At 37.2% G+C, this 19,432-nt stretch carries 16 protein-coding genes and 1 tRNA gene; 1 reads left to right on the top strand and 16 read right to left on the bottom strand.

Translation table 11 applies throughout. From position 1 onward, the window contains the following. Positions 1-2: 2 nt before the first annotated feature. The 10 genes from rsxE to thiT all read right to left on the bottom strand — a co-directional run bounded on the left by rsxE (position 3) and on the right by thiT (position 14,889). Positions 3-725 (bottom strand): electron transport complex subunit RsxE, encoded by a 723-nt coding sequence (gene rsxE / locus BQ5371_RS03115; protein WP_071132485.1) that lies wholly within the window; start codon positions 723-725, stop codon positions 3-5. After that, a complete protein-coding gene (locus BQ5371_RS03110) occupies positions 725-1,303 on the bottom strand; it encodes an FMN-binding protein (protein ID WP_071132484.1) in 579 nt (192 codons plus the stop codon). The genes rsxE and BQ5371_RS03110 overlap by 1 nt, the downstream gene beginning before the upstream one ends. Next, on the bottom strand, positions 1,303-2,289 hold the full coding sequence (locus tag BQ5371_RS03105; protein WP_071132483.1) for an RnfABCDGE type electron transport complex subunit D: 987 nt from the start codon (positions 2,287-2,289) through the stop codon (positions 1,303-1,305). The genes BQ5371_RS03110 and BQ5371_RS03105 overlap by 1 nt, the downstream gene beginning before the upstream one ends. Further along, entirely contained in the window at positions 2,289-3,599 is a 1,311-nt protein-coding gene (gene rsxC / locus BQ5371_RS03100) for an electron transport complex subunit RsxC (protein ID WP_071132482.1), read from the bottom strand. The genes BQ5371_RS03105 and rsxC overlap by 1 nt, the downstream gene beginning before the upstream one ends. 85 nt (positions 3,600-3,684) lie before the next feature. Next, on the bottom strand, positions 3,685-5,175 hold the full coding sequence (locus BQ5371_RS03095) for an aminotransferase class I/II-fold pyridoxal phosphate-dependent enzyme (protein ID WP_071132481.1): 1,491 nt from the start codon (positions 5,173-5,175) through the stop codon (positions 3,685-3,687). A gap of 10 nt (positions 5,176-5,185) precedes the next feature. Then, positions 5,186-6,457, bottom strand: coding sequence for a serine--tRNA ligase (serS, locus tag BQ5371_RS03090; RefSeq protein ID WP_071132480.1), 1,272 nt, complete (start codon positions 6,455-6,457; stop codon positions 5,186-5,188). A gap of 81 nt (positions 6,458-6,538) precedes the next feature. After that, entirely contained in the window at positions 6,539-8,455 is a 1,917-nt protein-coding gene (locus BQ5371_RS03085; protein ID WP_071132479.1) for a type I glutamate--ammonia ligase, read from the bottom strand. A 48-nt stretch (positions 8,456-8,503) separates the two neighbouring features. Then, on the bottom strand, positions 8,504-11,407 hold the full coding sequence (locus BQ5371_RS03080) for a UPF0182 family membrane protein (protein ID WP_083377407.1): 2,904 nt from the start codon (positions 11,405-11,407) through the stop codon (positions 8,504-8,506). A gap of 151 nt (positions 11,408-11,558) precedes the next feature. Further along, complete coding sequence (locus BQ5371_RS03075) at positions 11,559-14,003, bottom strand: zinc ribbon domain-containing protein (RefSeq protein ID WP_071132478.1); 2,445 nt, start codon at positions 14,001-14,003, stop codon at positions 11,559-11,561. A 247-nt stretch (positions 14,004-14,250) separates the two neighbouring features. Further along, on the bottom strand, positions 14,251-14,889 hold the full coding sequence (thiT, locus tag BQ5371_RS03070; protein ID WP_071132477.1) for an energy-coupled thiamine transporter ThiT: 639 nt from the start codon (positions 14,887-14,889) through the stop codon (positions 14,251-14,253). A 459-nt stretch (positions 14,890-15,348) separates the two neighbouring features. Between thiT and BQ5371_RS03065 the strand changes: the two genes are divergently transcribed. Beyond that, positions 15,349-15,424, top strand: a tRNA-Lys gene (locus BQ5371_RS03065). A gap of 70 nt (positions 15,425-15,494) precedes the next feature. Here the strand turns inward: BQ5371_RS03065 and BQ5371_RS03060 are convergent. The 6 genes from BQ5371_RS03060 to BQ5371_RS03035 all read right to left on the bottom strand — a co-directional run bounded on the left by BQ5371_RS03060 (position 15,495) and on the right by BQ5371_RS03035 (position 19,263). Beyond that, entirely contained in the window at positions 15,495-16,196 is a 702-nt protein-coding gene (locus BQ5371_RS03060; RefSeq protein WP_159428253.1) for a GntR family transcriptional regulator, read from the bottom strand. Positions 16,197-16,198: 2 nt separating this feature from the next. Then, positions 16,199-17,188, bottom strand: a complete 990-nt coding sequence (gene ispE / locus BQ5371_RS03055; protein WP_071132475.1) for a 4-(cytidine 5'-diphospho)-2-C-methyl-D-erythritol kinase — start codon at positions 17,186-17,188, stop codon at positions 16,199-16,201. A 143-nt stretch (positions 17,189-17,331) separates the two neighbouring features. Beyond that, on the bottom strand, positions 17,332-18,135 hold the full coding sequence (locus BQ5371_RS03050; protein WP_071132474.1) for an Ig-like domain-containing protein: 804 nt from the start codon (positions 18,133-18,135) through the stop codon (positions 17,332-17,334). Further along, entirely contained in the window at positions 18,135-18,587 is a 453-nt protein-coding gene (gene tadA, locus BQ5371_RS03045; protein WP_071133105.1) for a tRNA adenosine(34) deaminase TadA, read from the bottom strand. Before tadA ends, BQ5371_RS03050 begins: the two co-directional genes overlap by 1 nt. A gap of 153 nt (positions 18,588-18,740) precedes the next feature. Beyond that, complete coding sequence (locus BQ5371_RS03040) at positions 18,741-19,013, bottom strand: type II toxin-antitoxin system YafQ family toxin (protein WP_071132473.1); 273 nt, start codon at positions 19,011-19,013, stop codon at positions 18,741-18,743. Further along, a complete protein-coding gene (locus tag BQ5371_RS03035) occupies positions 19,006-19,263 on the bottom strand; it encodes a hypothetical protein (protein ID WP_071132472.1) in 258 nt (85 codons plus the stop codon). Before BQ5371_RS03035 ends, BQ5371_RS03040 begins: the two co-directional genes overlap by 8 nt. Positions 19,264-19,432 lie beyond the last annotated feature (169 nt).

The raw sequence follows: 19,432 nt of genomic DNA, 5'->3' as shown, positions 1-19,432 counted from the left end.
CATTATGCTTCAGCTCCTTTCTGTGCCATCTTAGGCTCTGTTTGGAGCTCACAGCCCTCTTCCTGAGAATTGCAGGAATTGTACATTGGACATCCACCGCAGCTGAAAGACTTTTTCTTCAAAGCCTTGCCCTTTGTTGCCTTGTTTAATATAGCTACAAGCAATCCATATACGAAGAATGCTCCTGGTGCGAGGTTCATAATTCCTACAGGAGTAAACCAGCTTCCTAGAATTGTAACTCCGAAGATAGCTCCTGTTCCAAGAAGTTCTCTTATTGCTCCCATACATACGAGTGTAACTGTGAATCCAAGTCCCATTCCAATTCCGTCCATAGCAGAGTCAAGCACATTATGCTTGTTAGCAAAAGCTTCCGCTCTTCCTAGAATAATGCAGTTAACTACGATTAGAGGGATAAATAGTCCAAGGCTCTTATATAGAGATGGAACATAACCCTGAAGTAGGAACTGAACAACTGTTACAAATCCGGCAATTACTACTATATAGCAAGGTATTCTTACCTTATCAGGAATAACCTTACGAAGAAGTGAAATAACGATGTTTGAACAGATGAGTACAACTGTTGCAGATAATCCCATTCCAAGTCCATTCGTAGCTGATGATGATGTAGCTAGAGCCGGGCAAGTACCTATAAGAAGTACGAGTACTGGATTTTCTTTGATAATACCATTTAATAATATGGAAAGTTTGCCAGTTTTATTTTTCATTACTTTGCACCTCCCATCATTTTATACTGCTGCATCGCATTCCATACAGCTTCGTGAATTGCTGACGATGATACCGAAGCACCTGTTATATGCTTTACGCTATCGTCATTTTTTACATTCTCATTCTTGAGCTCTTTAAGTCCTTTGTATTGAGGTAGGAAGTCAGGGCCTTCATCAGGTTTTGTTCCTACTCCCGGTGTATCAGAGTGCTCTGTTACCTTTACCTTTGTAATAGCTCCGTCCTTATCAATTCCCACCATTGCTGTGAGAAGCCCGCCGTAGCTCTTTGACTTAACTGTGATAACAACTCCCGTGCCATTTGTTGCTTCATAAGCTTCAGTAACGAATACCTGATCCTTCTTTAGAACCTTAAGATCTCCCTTATACTCTTTGAAATCTCCCTTAGCTTCTGGAAGAAGTTCAGCTCTTGCTTCATTTGCAGCCTTAATCGTATTGTTCTCTATAATTGGCTTCGTTATTCCATATACAAAAGCAACTGCAAATGTAACAACTAGGCATATTATCGATAGTACGATTATTGGAGCGGCTGTGCTCTGAAATGTTGATTCTTTTTTCATTACTTAGCACCTCCCTTAATATATCTCTTGAAGGTAACTCTGTTAATAAGCGGTGTGCAGATGTTCATGAGCAGGATTGAGAAGGATACACCTTCTGGATATGATGCCCATAATCTGATTACAACTGTTATAAGTCCGCAGCCGATACCGAAGATTATCTGTCCTGATGTCAGCTTAGGTGTTGTTACATAATCTGTAGCCATGAAAATTGCACCGAGCATAACACCACCGGCTAGAATATGGAACAATGCCATGCTGAACGCATTATGTCCAGAAGCAGGATTTGCTGAGTAGTAAATCAGAGTCAAAACAAATACTGTACCGATGAATGCACATGGAATTACCGGTGAAATTATCTTCTTCCATACTAGGAAAAGTCCGCCTATTATAAGTGCTATAGCACTAACTTCACCAACAGAACCTCCTATAAATCCGAGGAACATATCTAGGTTAGATGGAAGCTTCTCGAATTCCTTTGCAGCAAGGTGTCCAAGAGGTGTAGGCCCTGTTAGAGCATCTGTATCTGCCATCTTAGGTACAGGCCATGTAGACATCTCTGAAGCGAAAGAGATAAATAGTACAATTCTTCCTGTTATTGCAGGGTTAACGAAGTTCCTACCTATTCCTCCGTAGAGCTGTTTAACAATTACGATTGCAACAAAAGAGCCAACAACTCCCATCCATATTGGAAGAGTTGAAGGAACATTCATCGCAATAAGAAGTCCTGTAAGTGCAGCACTCAAATCTCCTACAGTCTGAGGTCTTTTGAGCAATCTATTATATCCCCACTCGAAGAATGAACTACTTAGCATACAAGCAATCGCAAGTGCAAGTACTCTGATACCGAATACATAGATTCCTACGCAGAGTGCTGGTAGAAGTGCGACAATTACAGTAGCCATAACCCTCGTGGTATCCGTATCTGACACAATATGAGGTGCAGATGATACGATTAAATTATCATGAAATTTATTCTTATTATCCATTACTTCGCTGCCCCCTTTACAAAACTCTTCGCTAGCGTATTCGTAAAGCTTAGCGGTCTTCTTGCAGGGCAAACATATGAACAGCTTCCACAGCTCATGCACTGCATAATTCTGAAATCATTAAGCCTATCAGCGTCTTTTCTCTCATAAGCCTCAGCAAATATCATCGGCATAAGTCCGAATGGGCAAGCTGTATGGCAACGACCGCAGTTGATACAAGCAGTTTCTTCCTTAACCTGTGCTGCTTCATTACCAAAGAGCAGGATAGAACCAGTATTTTTCATCGTTGGTACTGAGTCAGAATTGATTGCACGACCCATCATTGGTCCACCGAGTATTATCTTCTTAGGCTCACGCTTATATCCACCACAAAATTCTGCGACATCTGCAACCTGCGTTCCAACAGGCACAAATACATTCTTAGGCTCCTTAACTGCATCTCCATCTACGGTAACCCTTCTTCTTACAAGAGGCATACCCGTATTGAAGTATTCTGCAATTGCTGCAACTGTCGTTACATTGTCGAGAATAACGCCAAGATCTGCAGGAAGTACGCCTGCATCCATTGTCTTACCTGTAATCTCATATAGAAGAACACGCTCAGCTCCCTTAGGGTAGCTTGATGGAAGTGGGAATACGGACATATCTGTATATCCATTATTCTCAAATATCTTCTTCATATTCTCTATTGCGTCAGGTTTGTTATCTTCAATACCTATATAACCATGCTTTAAATTAAGATGGTCCATTATTAGTCTCATGCCGGAAGCTACTATCTGTCCGTCTTCCACCATGATTCTGTTGTCAGCCGTGATAAATGGCTCACATTCAGCTCCATTTACGATAAGAGTGTCACACTCTTCGAGGTTCTTAGGGTTAAGCTTGATATGAGTTGGGAATGAAGCTCCTCCCAAACCTACAACACCTGAAGCTCTGACACCTGCGATAAATTCTTCGAATGTATCAGCCTTAGGTGGCTTTACCTCTTCACTAACCTCTTGATTCTTGTCAGTCTCAATGACTACCAATGTCTCCGGACGACCCATGTTGCCCGTAACCTGAATGATGTCTTTTACCGTGCCACTTACACTCGAATGTACAGGTGCACTAACAAAAGCATCGGTATCACCAATCTTCTGTCCAACCTTGACCTTATCTCCCTTTTGCACGAGAGGTTTGCAAGGTGCTCCGATGCTCTGTGACATATCAATCTTGACAACATCAGGAATAGGCATAATAGCCGTCTCTACATTGGCTGTATTCTTGTGGTGCTTCACATGAATACTTGGCAAATGTTTTCCTTGGCTCATGCTTTAGAAATCCTTCCTTTCTACACATAATTATATTTACATCTTTTCTTGCATCTACATATTATATATCATTGATATTCAAAAATCACCCCAAAAAATCACATATTTTCACTTTGTCTTCACAGTGATGTAGTTTGCCAACCTTAATTTCTGCATCATCATTAATTCCAAGAATCTTTTTTTCAGCCATCATCAGCTTCATAATCTCATTTATAAGCTCTCTACTTACGACTTCGCCCGGGCAAGCTATGGGTCTACCCGGAGGAAAAGGTATTATCGGTTCATATAAAATTCTTCCCTCTGCATATCTTATTGATATATATTCATATTCACTTGGAATATCTTCTAGCTCAAGCTGAATTATATATGGATTATAATTTTTTTTATAAATCATTTTATCGCCGAATCTATCATTTTTATTAACCCTTATCTCTGAATCCGCGATATATTTTAACGCTTTTATAAGTTCGTCAAAGTCCTCTTTCGTATTACCTGCTCCCGTGTACAATAGCACTTCATTTTCATATGCCATCTCAACGAATATCCTGTGCTGAATTAGCCTAGTTTCAAGTTCCACGCCACTAAGCCCGTAACCGCTCATATCAATTCTTATCTTTGTAATATCTATATCACTTTGATAATTTTTGCCTAATATCATTTCCTTATACGGAAGGTTTAAGCCCTCAATATTTGAAGCTTTTTTATAAAAATTGATTATATTATTTCTCCAATCTTTAACGATTTTCTCGCCATGCTCTCTCATTATCTTTTCATTTATATCGAGACTATCCATTAGTATATAAGATGGGCTTGTGGTCTCTAGCATCGCAAGATTTTCTCTTATTTCATCAGTTTTCACTTTATCTGAGCAGATGTTCAGTATCCCTGTCCCCGTAAATGAAAATAATGTCTTATGGGTGCTCTCTATGACAATGTCCGCACCTTGATTTTCTGCTGACATCCTAGTACCAAAGGCTTCATCGAAAAATTTGAGATGAGCCCCATGTGCCTGATCTACAATCAGAATTTTATCCAGAGTGTGTACGGCGTTCGCAATTCTTCTTATGTTTGAAATATTTCCCATGTAATCCGGCGTGGTTATGAGAACGGTAGATGCTTCAGGTGCTTTAATTAGTGCGTCCCTTATTGAGTCAACCGAACCGTCTGTGTATACCGGTTTTATTCCTCCAAGCCTAATTGCACTATACACGCTCTTATGAGAAAGTCTGTCAATTATTATACTGCCACCCCTAGGGACATGAGCGAGAATGGAAGCGATTATGCCCACACTGCTTCCATTGATAAGGAGCTCTGTGTCCTTAACGCCATAGAGCTCCTTGTAATTTTTCATGACATTTAGAATTACCTCGCTCGGCTTGCTCAGGACATCTGCTCCCCTTATCTCGGTTATATCCTGATTTATTAAGCTAAGTGCAAAATCCCTATATCCTAAATTGTCAAATGTCCTAAATCTCCCCTTATGTCCAGGCATATGGAATGAAATAGGTCTTTTCTTTGCGTGTTCAATTGTAAAGTCCGATACGGTCTCTTTTTTTTCCTCTTTTATAATTGACATAATATTTTGCCTATTTTATAAGGTCTACTCCCATGTATTTTCTCAAAACCTCAGGAACAACTACCGTTCCATCTCTTTGCTGATAGTTCTCGAGAATTGCCGCAACAGTTCTTCCTACCGCAAGGCCTGAGCCATTGAGCGTATGTACAAACTCCGGCTTTTCTTCCTTGCTCCTCTTAAATCTGATATTTGCCCTTCTAGCTTGATAATCTTCAAAATTTGAACAGCTTGATATTTCAACATATCTGCCATAACTTGGCATCCAGACTTCGATGTCATATGTCATTGCCGAAGAAAAACCGAGGTCACCGCTTGAAAGCTTCACAACCCTATATGGAATTTTAAGCTGTTTTAAAACTTCTTCAGCATCTTTTGTGAGTTTTTCTAGCTCATCATATGATGTCTCAGGTTTTACAAATTTAACGAGTTCAACCTTGTTAAACTGGTGCTGTCTTATTAGCCCTCTTGTATCCCTTCCTGCAGAGCCTGCTTCCTTTCTAAAACATGGCGTGTATGCAGTGTGATAGATTGGAAGCATATCACCGCTCAATATCTCATCGTCATATAAATTTGTAACAGGAACCTCCGCCGTTGGAATTAAAAATTGATCTGTTTCTTCAATATGATACATATCCTCTTCAAACTTAGGTAGCTGACCGGTTCCAATCATGGCTTCCCTATTTACCATAAAAGGAGGAAGTATCTCATCGTAGTCTTGGTCTATGGTGTGAAGGTCAAGCATAAAATTAACTACCGAACGCTCAAGCCTCGCTGCAAGTTTTCTATATACTGTAAACCTTGCCCCTGACAATTTTGCACCTCTTTCAAAATCAAGGATTCCTAGATTTTCTCCTATATCCCAGTGTGCTTTTGGCTCAAAATCAAATTTTGTAGGCTCGCCGAACTTCCACATCTCAACATTTTCACTATCGTCTTTACCTGTAGGAACCGACTCATTTGGTGTATTAGGAATATTGAGTAGAATTTCCCTCTGCTTAATCTCTGCCTCTGCTACTTCTTTATCGAGTTCCTTAACCCTATTGCTAAGTTCTTTCATCTTTGCAAACAGTTCTTTTGTATCCTTACCCTCTTTTTTTAGCTTAGGAACCTCTGCCGATGCCTCTTTTTGTGTATGTCTAAGCTCTTCCATTTCAGCTAGTAGCTCTCTTCTCTTTTTATCGAAATCGAGCAAAGAACTTATTCCATAATCACCCTTGCCCCTTCTTTCAACTGCATTTTTTACCTCTTCAAAATTCTCTCTGACCCTTTTTATATCGAGCATTGTCCTACCTCCTAAATTACTTCAAATTCCAAAATATTAAATTGACTATAATCGCTAAAATTACTAAATTGTTAAATTCCCTTAAAATAAGTTTTTAATATATCTATTATACGCTTCTCTCAGCTTCTCAGCCTCGCTCAAAATTTCAATCTCAATTCTCGATGCCTCTTCAAAATCTCGCCGTTCAAGTGCCGACGCTTCCTTTGTCAAAAGGGATTTATGACTTTCGGTGTCCTTTGCGAGATTATACCTTAGTTCGCTTACCTTGTTCCAATTCGAAAGGTCATAAGCGGATACACATTCATCGTCGTGCCTCTTAACGCACTCCCTCACATATTCCCTTGTATTAGGAATAATTCTCTCATATATCTCCGTGCTCCACTTGCCAATCATCTGTGCCCTATACGAGGATATTATAAGCTTCAAAACCTCATCTCCTCCATGGATAATGGACATTCTATCTTCAAAATCATCAAATGCTTTAAAATTTTCCCAGACCGTCAGCGGAATTTTCCCAAAGAGCTTTTCTCTCTCAGCCGGCGTGTAATAATCAAAGGCATTTTCCTCGCTTCTATATTTTCTATCTTTTAATAGGTAAAAATCGTCTTCGCCTGCTTCTTTTGATATTGATTCTTCAAGCTCCTTAGCTGTCTTTTTCGCTATAAGCACCGCCCTTATTCCATCGAGCATAGAGGCATATCCAGCTCCTATTACCATAAATGTATTGCTATGCGGGTTAGGTGACCTGAGCTCAAATCTCGTTGCAAGCGGATTATCCAAATCTCTGATAAGTCCAATAAGCACCGTCCTGTTCCTTGATGGCGTTTTGCAATCCAGCCCAAGGGAAGTTACTGTGCAGACAGGTGCTTCAAAATCCGGCTTCATTCTATTAAAGCTATCATTTGTGGCACTTACAAATGGGTTTATTATGTCATAATTTTTCAAAATTCCCATTAAAGCTCCGAATCCGATAGGGCTCATGAACTCATTTTCTCTATCCTTTGCTTCGAAAAGATTGATTACCTTGCCATTTTTTAGCTTAGCCGTCATTCCAAGATGTGTATGTTCACCATTTCCGGCAACTCCAATTATCGGCTTCGCATAAAATGTGACTTCAAGTCTGTGTTTTCTAAACACATCTTTTACGATATTCTTAACCTGAATTTCATTATCAGCCGCCTGCATAGGGTCTGCGTACTTCCAGTCTATTTCGAGCTGTTCCATAATATGGTCATAACTTCCGGATTGTCCCATCTTCGCCTTGACTCCTCCGGTCTCCTTATGTCCCATCTCAACTTCAAAGCCATAACGCTCAAGAATTTCTATAGATTGCTCAAGTGCTGTTCCAACTGGTCCAATCGTCCTCTTCCAATATTGCTCTTTAAGCTCCTGTGACGCTGATAACTGTGCCCTGTCAGCCTTGTCGCTCGGTGTTTTTACCCAAAACTCAAGCTCCGTCGCACTCGTAAGATTAAGTTCTTCTATCTCGCTCGCATTGCTTATACCATCAAGGTGTTCAAATACATATGGATTTTTTTGAAGAATATCTATCAATCCCTCTTTGAATCTTTCTATCTGTCTTTTTAGGAAAATTCTAGGTCCAACCAGCATATCCCCATTATGTCTAAGAAAAGATGGAATCCTTAGAGTTCCTACTGGAAGATTTGTCTTGTAATCCATGTTGTAATAATTGTATTCAACATACCAATTAACCGCTCTATCGGGAAGAATATCAACCCTTGCATTAGATAGTTCAGCAATCAAAGGTAGGGCAACGCTTGAACCGTCGGTCTGAACACCGCTTTCCATTAGCTTAGAAAAATCTTTTATGAAAGCCTTTATTGGTATATTTTCGTCAATTACATGACCTGCAAGATCTACCCCTCTAAAAGATACAAATTTAACCTCGGGATGCCTTCTAAGTGTTTTTATTATGTCTTCATCTTTGGTATCACCCTTTATTGTGAATAGCATCTCGTCTAAATCAAAATCTATCATCGATTGTCTCCATTTATTATTGATTTTTAAAATATTTAAGCCCTAAAATTATTCAGAGGCATTGGTCAATAGGTTTAAATATTTTTGAACTTCTTTCAAATATTCTCCGTAGGATTTCCAGTCACCCTGCTTCTGAGCATTTATCGCCTTTTCATACGCCTGTCCTGCCTTCTTCGCAAGATCCTTTAGAGAAGTTTTCCCCAAAGCATCGCCATCATTTTTTGACGAGCCATTATCAGAGCCGGACGCTCCTTTGCTTGCACCCTCTCCAAACAATTCCTCTAGTGCTCCAGCTAATGTCGGCTGATATGCAATTCTATCTTCATATGCAACTATGACCCTCTTTACCTCAGGTATTGCCTGATTTGAAGCCTCTAGGTAGACAGGTTCGACATAGAGCAGGGACTCATCGATTGGAATTACGAAAATATCCCCCCTTCTATATTTTGAACCCGATGAGTTCCATAGCGAAAACTCCTTAGAAATCTCAGTGTTCTGGTCAATTTGAGCCTCTATCTGCATAGGTCCATATACCGTCTTATTCTTAGGCAATTTGTATACAACGAGTTGTCCATAGTTTTTACCATCATTCCTCGCCATCATTATCGCGGTCATATTTTGTTTTGACTTAGGCGTAAATGGGACCATATTTATAAATTCAGCTTCCTCCTCTCCAGGCAGGCGGAATATGTAATAGCTAGGCTCCATTTTTTTCTCGCTTGTGCCATAAATCTGGTTGGAAATATCCCAAAGGTCCTCTTTTTGATAGAAAACCTTAGGCTCTTTCATGTGATATTTGGTATAAACGCTCGCCTGAATTTCAAAAAGCGAATTAGGGTATCTTAGATGCGACTTTAGGCTTTCCGGCATCTTCGACATATTTTTAAATAGTTTAGGATAAATTCTTTGATAGGTCCTTGCAATAGGATCATTATCATCGACGACATAATATGTTAGCTCTCCCGTGTACGCATCAATTACGACCTTTATAGAATTTCTTATGTAATTTGCCGTATTAATATCCCCTGAATATGGCTCAGAATATGGGTAATTCGAGCTTGTAGTATAGGCATCAATAATCCAGTATAGCTTCCCATCAACGGTAACCATGTATGGGTCTTTTTCATATTTTAAATATGGCATTATTTGCTTGACCCGTTTCTCAACATTTCTATTTATAATAATTCTTGAATCAGAATTTACATTTGATGATACGAGTAACTGCGGACTGCGTTCCCTTATTGAGAAAAGTATCCTATTTATAATATTCATCTTTATTCCGGATTTTGCTTCGTACTTTGTATACTTATTCTCATTTCCGTCAGGATAGTCAAATTCCTGCTCATCAGTATTTACCACAATATAATTGTTCGTACTTTCTCCGAAGTATATTTCCGGTCTCTTAATATCTATCTCCTTAACAGATGATTTAGACGGTATATTTTTCACCAAAACATCGGGCTGTCCACTAGCCGTTACCGCATCAACCTGTGACAGCGTAAGCCCATATCCATGCGTATATTTTAGATGTTTATTAATCCATGTATCGCTAATTTTTTCCTCGTTAATTTCTCTGGCTGCGAGGAAAGTCTGTGTCAAAGCACCATTTATCGTATATCTATCTATATCTACATCATTGAAATCGTAATACTGCCTTATGCTCTGTGTCTGATTGTAAAAGTCTTTTACCGGTTCATAGTCATTTATTCTGATATTACCAATCGTAGGAGTGTTATTTCTGATAGCCTCAGCGTCAAGTTCGCTTTCTGCCTTAAATGGTTTTACATCAATCGAATCAATGCCATATGCGTGACCTGTAAATTCTATATTATTTTCTAAATATTTGCTCTCTTTATTTATTTCGTCAGGACTAACTATTAACGACTGAACTCCCATCTGAACGAAAGTTCCTATTGCCAAAATTCCCATTATTATTGCGGGCATCTTCATGAGCTTCTTATACTCTTTTTTTCTCATGTGAATAACAAAGGTTATGATTCCTGCTATGGAAAGTACAATAATAGCTCTATAAATATTAAGTGTGATGTTTACATCTGTAAATCCTGCCCCATAAACTGTGCCCGTATGTGCGTGCAAGAGATTGAATTGTTCAAGGATAAAATGCACCGCAAGCATGAGGTACGCAAGCACTCCCAAAATGGTGATTTTAAATGACGCTATGTCGAAAAGATGCCTGATATTTTCTTTATTTAAACGCTTGCTATTTCTTCTATCCTTATTAATAAACTTTCTGATTACATCTGATGCTTTATTTACCTCATCTGCTGTGTAATTTTGTCCCTCATCAAAATCCGGCTCTACATTCTCAATAAACTCGGGTGTCCTGACCGTCAAAAGTATTGCATAATAGATAAGTGTAACAATTACTAGCCCAAAAATTATACCTATAACTATTGAATTTAGAGCCTCAAGAAAGTCGAGTTTAAATATGTAAAATCCAATATCAAGCTTAAATATTGGGTCATTTAGTCCAAATGATTCAGCTTTTGAGAATTTAAGCCATTCAAACCATATTGACTTAGCCATTGGTCTTGATACGAAAAGTCCAAATACAGAAGCGAGAATCCAAGATATAATATTAAGCTTTCTTAAATTAGGTATTTCATTTGATTCTATTTGATTGAAATAACCCTTTTTCAAGCTTTTTAGATAGAGGCGGGTAAGAAGTGCTGTCACTATAAAAATCAGCGAGCCTATCTCAAGCTCTGTAATTATTTTTTTCCAAAATACCGAAGAATAACCTAGGTCGTTAAACCACAGGCAATTAGTAATAAATCCTACAAGGCTTAATATTATTCCAAGAATACTAAATATTATTAAAAACTTTATAAGCTTTTTCAGCTTTTTCTTCTTATCATAATTTGAATTATCATTTGAATCATTATTTGATTCCTTTTCTTTTCTCTTTAGTTTGAAATTTATCGGCTTCAATATTGCCTCCTCCGTTATATTTTGTTATCTCACTTGTGATATTATCTGCTTGAATATACCTCTGCTCTGGCACATTAAAAGTTCATGATTATATGCAGAATGCGGCAGCATCACGAGTGAAGCTGCCGCATCATTAAATCTAAGTATCTCCTTATAGCAATCTACCATTGGTGCTATTTGCATCACCGAATAAATTTGTAAAATTACCGAGCATATTGCTTAATCCCTTACCAATTCCACTATTAGGAGCGAAATTCATTATCAAAATCATGACCAGCAAAAGAACAAGCAGTACCGCTATGACGATTGCTATTACTGTAAGAGCGTTGCTCCCTTGTTCCTGTTCTTCTTCAGCTTCAGCAACCTTAGGTGATTTATCTTCTTTTGTCTTTTTTTCTTCCTTTTTATCAACCTTTATATCTTCTTTTGAAATTTCAGGCTCTTTTGCATAAGCTTTTTCATCTTCTTTATTAAGAGCAGGAGTTTTATCTGCTGAATTTTTATGAGTTTCAGTTTCTAAAGCAGCTACAGAAGAAGTGTCTGCATATACATCAAATCTGTCATCTGTGTCTGCGAGCTCATCTAGTTCTTCCTGTGCTAATCCGCCTTGAAGCTTTCTATATTCTTCATCAAGAAGTTTTTGAAATTCTTCATTCTTTCTATATAAGGTGTAGAATTTCTCTATTTTCTTAGTAGCTTCAGCTTCTTCTTCATCAGCAAATAGTCCGTCTGCAAGCAAATCATCTTCAAGTGTGTCAGAGCTCTCATCTAGCAAGCTATCTTCACCGAATACATATTCTTCAATTTCTTTATCAGACTCTGTCTTATCTTCCTCAATTGGAACTTGTTCATATGCTTCTGTTTCTGTTTCTTTTTCCTTAGGGGGAGCGACAAGCTGTGAAATATCCGCCTTAGGATTTTCTTTCAATAACTCGTCAAATTCCTCGACCTTAGCTTCGCTTTCTTCGATTAGCTCTTCTTCTGATTTTTCGCTAGGTCCATATGAAGATTCACCATATGTTTCCTGCTCGTCCATTTCAAGACCGCCCAGTTCCTCAATGACCTGATCTATATCATAATCATCTTGTTCGACATTTTCAAAATTGCTTAAATCTTCAATATTTTCTAAATCAAAGTCATCAAGTGAGCTAAATAATGATTCAATCTTATCTTCCTGCTCATATGCAGGCTCTTTTAAATCTGCAATTTCTTGAGCTTCTTCAACTCCTTGTGCTTCTTGAGATTCTTCGGCTTCTTCGGCTTTAGCTCCCTCGGCTTCATCGATTCCTTCAAACTCCTTAGACTCTCCTGATTCTTCATATTCTAAGGATTCATATGCTTCGTCATCTAAATCAGCACCCTCTAAGCCTAACTCCTCATTTTCTTCGATTAGCTTTTCTTCTGATTTTTCGCTATCCTGCGTTTCAGCCTGATTTTTCATTCCAGTCAAAATCGCAAGCTGTCTTTCAAGTTCTGCAATTTCATCATCTAGACTTGGCTCAGCCTCTGCAGGCTCATCTAATTCAAATTGTTCAACCTTTAGCTCGTCATCTGATTCAAATATTTCATCCTGCACATCAATATCAGATGAGCTTTCAACAACATCGGAGTCGTCTGCTGCATCAGTTTCTGCAGATTCTTCTATTTCTTCCGCTTCATTGAAATCCTGAAGTCTTGATGTTCTGCCCCTTCTCTTTGGAGCATAAGAATCTTCATACTTGCTATACGACTCTTCAGGTGTTTCATCTAAAGTGCTGTCATCTGATGCATCGTTTAATTCAATATTATCAAATTCATCAAAGTCGGCAAAATCATCAAACAAATCAATGTCTTTAGCCAAATCATTGTCTTCATTATCTGTATCTGTATTGTCTATGTCTGTAAATGCACTTTCTTTCTTTATATAGTCAAATTGGCTTTCAAAATCAGGAGTTTCTTTTTCCTTATCTTCTTCTTTAGATAATTCAGCTATTATATCCTGCTTGAGATCTGTATACCCTTGAGTTTTTTCAAGCTCATTAGAAGGTAAAACATCTTCTGTTTCTTCTCTTGACATACCCTCTGCCATTGCATTTTCTTTTTCCATGGCAATCAAATCAGAGAAAGTCTTTGCATCTTCATTCCTCTTGCGTTCTTCTTTCTCTTGTTTCAAAATGTCAATAAATGTGAGCGTTCTTCCACGGTCATTCGATGGATCTCCAAAGTCAACATTGAGCTCCGGTATCTTTGGTGCTTCAGGTGGAGCATATTCATCCTCCAAAGGCTCATTCCAAGGAGATTTAATCTCAGGAGCTTTCTTCTTGCGAGGTTCATCGATTACAGAACTCCAGTCAAAAGAAAGTGATTTTGGCTTATCTTCTTGCTTGAACGAATCTTCTTCGTCCCAAACACTATGAAAATCCTCTTTTTGTTCCTTCTCTTGAACTTTTTGTTCAGGAAAATCATTCACTTTATAATCACTTGCAATATCACCGGTATTATGTTTCTGTGCTACTTCCTCATTAGCTTCCTTTTTAATAGGTGCTACAGGAGTCCCACATTCGGCGCAGAACTTATCTTTCTCGGACAATTCCTTGCCACAATTACTACAGAACACTATGCTACCTCCTAGTTAATTGCTTTACTTCAAAATATTTTTACTAATATACATCATAAATTATACATGATGAATCTTGCCATTTCAATGCTTAGGGCTTATTTTTTGATTCATATGCAATTTTACAGCCCATATTTTAAAATGATGGTTTATATTTTTTAATTATATTTCCTAAAATATATAGCTAATTTAGACTTGCTTAAGCCTATTCAATTTGCTAAATTATCTACCTTTTCTATAGCTGCATCTATATCTGAGTCTTTAGAGATTGAAAAGCTTTTTTCACTGACGGAATATTTATTATTATAATTGTCAATATTCCCTCTGCAGCAAGATATGTGAAATTATACCATAGCGACCAAGTCACAGCGTTGAATGATTCAGGTGCATATGCCCCGAAGAATATCCAACCGGACAAAAATGCACATATGTATCTTCCAGCAAGTCCAATTAAATAACCCTTTGTAAGACCATTTTTGCTATTTGATACAAGCCCTGACAACCCAAGTGCTCCATAAGCGATTGGATAATCTAGAAAGAGCTGAACCGGATGAATTATGTATGGCCCAAATATGAGATTGAGCAAGCCAACGCAAATTCCTGCAAGCACACCTCTCTTTGTTCCAAGCAAATATCCGCATAATACTATTGGCAAAATGCTCATCAATGTTATTGAGCCACCCTGAGGCATCTCAAAGATTTTGATATTTCCTAAGATTACCGATAGAGCTATTAGCAGTGAAGATATTGTCAGTGCCTTTACATCAACCGGTTTTTCCTCTTTTTTATTTCCTTTTAGTATAAATGCTAAAACCACGATAATAACAGCTATAACTAAAACTTTTCCTGCTGTAGAGCTGAAAAAAGTCTGCAATTGTTCACCCATTTCATTAGCCTCCTAATAATTTTACTATTCCTATTACTGCTATCTTTGTCTTTTTTATTTGTGCTTTTTAGAGCCTCAACAACTAATACAATAACTTGCCATCTTAGTGTCATTCAAAATGAAATTATAGCGGCTCGAGTCACTAGCATGATTATAATATTAAATAAATAAATTGTTAATTTAATTTAATTATAAGTCTTGCCAATATTTTGTCAACAAATCATTGAGTAAAGAATATTTTGCCCATGTTTTTACAAATCTATTATCCTCCTTTGTTGTGCTTAAAATATTTATACATTTGCATTTTTCAGTTGATAATTTTGTTTTACTTATTCAATCATATAAATAAGTTTAAATATTATTTGTTTTTTAACTTGCATTAAAGAGCTGAAAATAATTCTTGACTTAAAATGCTTGTAGTGTTAATATAACTGGGCGATGTTATGTCGCCAGAATTTTGTGCCATTAGCTCAGCTGGCAGAGCACCTGACTCTTAATCAGGGTGTCCAGGGTTCGAACCCCTGATGGCGCACCACTTAAAAACACTGCAGTTTCAACGGTTGCAGTGTTTTTTATTGTATTTTTTGATAATGTTAGCGGGATTTTTATAACGCATTTTGCATAGTATCAAGCGAGCTATTTTTAGCTTTTTGCCTTTGCTCGATTTCCATTACGAATTCTTTAAGAGCTTTTACATGAGAATCTGCTTCTTCTCGAGCTTTTTTTGCATCTCCCGAGCAAATTGCATTCATTATCCTCGTATGCTCAGCCGGCATTTTTTCATAGTGAGAAAAATCTCCATAATATATATATCTAAATCTCATCGAAAGCTCTCTTATGTGCTCAAGCATTTCCTTTAGAACTTCATTGTCGCAAGAGCCCACTATAGAGCTGTGGAATTTTTCATCATAATGTACAAGTGCCTCTTTATCCTCATTCAAAACTGCACGCTCATATTGCTTGGTAAGCTCTCTTAATTCAATTTTCCCCTCTTCTGTAATTCTCTGAGCGGCGAGGTAGGCTGCAAGTCCCTCGAGATCCTCTCTCACTTCAAAAACATCTACCATGTCTTTGATAGAAATTTTCGATACATATGCACCTCTCCTCGGCTCGATTGTAACAAGCCCGTCCTTAGCAAGCTGTCTTATTGCATCTCTTATTGGAGTTCTGCTAACATTCATCCTCTCTGACAGATTTATCTCCATCAGCCTCGTATCTGCTGTAATTTCACCTGTCAAAATTTTTCTTTTTAATTCCAGATAAACCAGCTCTCTTAGAGGTTTTTGAATTTGTAAATCTAATGACATCATTATCTCCCGCTTACGGTTCTAAAAACTTTCCAGCCCTCGTGCCCAGATGCTTCTATTTTTGCCTTTATAAAATCTTTATCAGCGATTTCTTTGTCCGAATAATAGGCAACCATGGTTGGACCGCTGCCACTCATCATGACCATGTCCGCATTTAAATTCCGCTTCATATAATCATATATCTCTTTCGCTTCGTCATACAAATCTAGGGTTAGAGCCTGCATAATATTGTATTTATTATTCTTTTGGGCTAAAAAAATATCTGCACTTGTTTTTTCTGAATCGTAATCTTCTTTTTTAAATGAAAAGCGTTTATCAACCTCATCATATATTCTTCTTGTAGATACCGAAATCCCTGGATTTATAAGGATTAGTTCGTATTTTTCTGTATTTATGGGGCTTACTATTTCTCCTACTCCGGATATGATTCCAGCCTTGCTCGCCTCCCCTGTCATCGTCAATCTGTCCTTATTCGCTTCAAAATTCATCATTATAGAGAATGGGACATCTGAACCAACTTCAATGCCTGCACTCATAAGTTCTTCAAGGCTTAAAGGATTGCCTAAAAGCTCATTAATTCCAAGCATACATACTCCGGCATCTGCACTCCCACCAGCAAGCCCTGCAGAAATTGGAATTTTTTTATTAATCTCAATATTTATAGCACTGCCTAAAACATCTTTTGGTAATTCAACACCCTTTAAGCTAATTTTTTCCAGTACCTTTTTTGCTCCCTTAATCGCAAGATTGTCATCGTCACATGGGATTGTACTATTTTTCATACAAAATTCTAACTCAATATCAAAAAAATTGCAATGGTTATTTGATGATTTGATCCCTCTTTTAAAAATTATCTCATCATATATCTCAATATCTTGCATTTTTGAGCGAATAAAATGATAGCCATCAACCCTTCTTCCCACTACATCTAAAAATAAATTAATCTTTCCATATGCCTTTAATTCCAGTATTTCTAAGCTTTTACTTTTCATGGATTTATATGTCTCCGTCTATTTTTATTTTCTTATATTATGTTTAATTTATTATGCCACATCTAAATTTACAAAATATAATATTTTTCTTCACATATATTCTACACATATATAAAGAGGGGACTTAATATCCCCTCTGTCAATTATTTACCTGATTTAATCTCTGCCCTTTTGTATTTCCCGCCTGCAGCCGAAATTGGTCTAGGCTCTTTTACATGATGTACATATGGAAGAATTTCAGACAGATTTATTTCTTTCTTATTATGAATTTCTTCCGGTTTGCCTTTCTTTTTCTTTTTTTCTTTCTTTTTCTCTTTTTTCTTTTCGTTAGCGACTATTTCTTCAACGGTCTTGCCTGTACGCTTAGCTTCTTTATATGGATTGATAGATTCTTTCTTTGTCTTTTCTTCTTCTTTATCCTCAGCCCCTGCCTTTTTTTGCTGACGGATTGTAAAGAATGCAATTCCTCCAAACATAACAAACATCATTGCCATGTTGATTGTGTTGTTAAGCTTTTGGTTAAAAGTCGTAAAATTCAGTTCTTTCTTTTCTCCGAGTATATTTCCATCGTCGTCAGAAAAACTCTCGTCAATTATTAGTTTATACTCTGAATTATTAGAAACTTTTAGCTTTCCATCTGAATTATCACCTAATACCAGAACCAAGCCCTTCTTATTCTTACTGAAAATAATTTTTACTGGTAATTTTTCTCCCGTTTCTTTATTTACAATCTTCAGTGCCTTTATATTATTGTCCCTAACTGAATCACTGGATACAGAGTTATTAAATTTCAATTTTACGCCGACATTCTCAACAGATGTATTCTTCTGTCCATTTTTAGGGTAGGTGCTAAGCAATTTCAGCGAACCCTCGTCCGCCGATACAAAGATAGCACTTAAAATCATTATAACCATTGTCAGAAAAGCAATGCACGCTCTTTTCTTCATTAACCAATCCTCCGTTTTCTGAAAAAATCTTTTAATATCCTTGAGCAAAGCTCGGACTCGATGCCTCTTATAACTTCAATCCTATGATTAAGCCTCTCATCTTTAACAATATTTAATAGTGAACCGCAGGCACCTGTCTTTGGATCATCAGCTCCGATATAGAGTTTGTCAATACGAGATAGGACTAGGGCTCCAGCACACATAGAGCATGGTTCTAGCGTGACATAGATAGAGCAATCAAAGAGCCACTTTCCTAATTTTTTCTCCGCTTCTCTTATCGCAAGCATTTCTGCATGAGCTGAGGAATCCGCTAACTCTTCAACCATATTATGTGCTCTTGCAATAATCATGCCATCTTTAACAATGACCGCCCCAACAGGGACTTCGCCTTTTTCGCCTGCAATTTGAGCTTCTTTAATCGCCTCACGCATGAACTCTATATCTGTAAACATATCGGAATATTTTACCATGATAAATATTAAATATCAAGGCTTACGACCTGTCAAACAATCTTTCATTTGTTGCAATATATTAATCTCCCATAAATCTGTAAATTCAAGAGTATTCCTATTTCTAATCCACTTATAAATCGCATTTATAAAAGCTTAATACAAATCACTATGTGTTCCTGTCCTTGTTAGATATAAATATAATTCATCTTCTGTTTTTTCATAAATTAATAGCCAATCAGGAGTTATATGACATTCTCTGCAATTTACAAAATTCCCCTTTAGTGGATGATCTTTGTATTTTTCTGGCAATTCTTCTCCTTTTGCCAAAATAATAATCGCTTCCTTTAATAAAGATAAATCATATCCTCTTTTCCTTATTTTCTTTAAATCCTTTTGAAATTTTGATGTTGGCTTTATTTTATACATCAAGTAGCTCCTTCATCATATCATCAGCATTATTGTATTCTTTGCCTATACTAGGATTTTCTTTCATTCTGGCTACTTCCTTAATCGCCTGTATTGTTTCTGCATTAGGGGTTTCATACTCAATGACAGACTTCATGTATCTGACAAGATTCCCTTTTACATTTTCGCCATAACCAGAAATAATGCTTTTATACGCATTATATGTATCTCTATCCATTGAAAAGGAACAGGTTACTGTCTTATTACTCATAATTTCCCTCCTTTATTTACTGAGCTTACTAAGTATTATTACTTAGTAAATAAAGTATACTCATTATGCAAAAAATGTCAAATCCTATTTTTTATTATTAAAAAAGCATGAGGAGTTATCTCCTTATGCTTTTAGTTGAAAGATTAGTTATTCTCTTTCTTTTTCTTAA

This window comes from Alterileibacterium massiliense, assembly GCF_900104645.1.
Classification (GTDB): domain Bacteria; phylum Bacillota; class Clostridia; order Peptostreptococcales; family Anaerovoracaceae; genus Alterileibacterium; species Alterileibacterium massiliense.
Note: the sequence above shows the minus strand (reverse complement) of the source record. Positions and strands in the feature narration are given on the sequence as shown.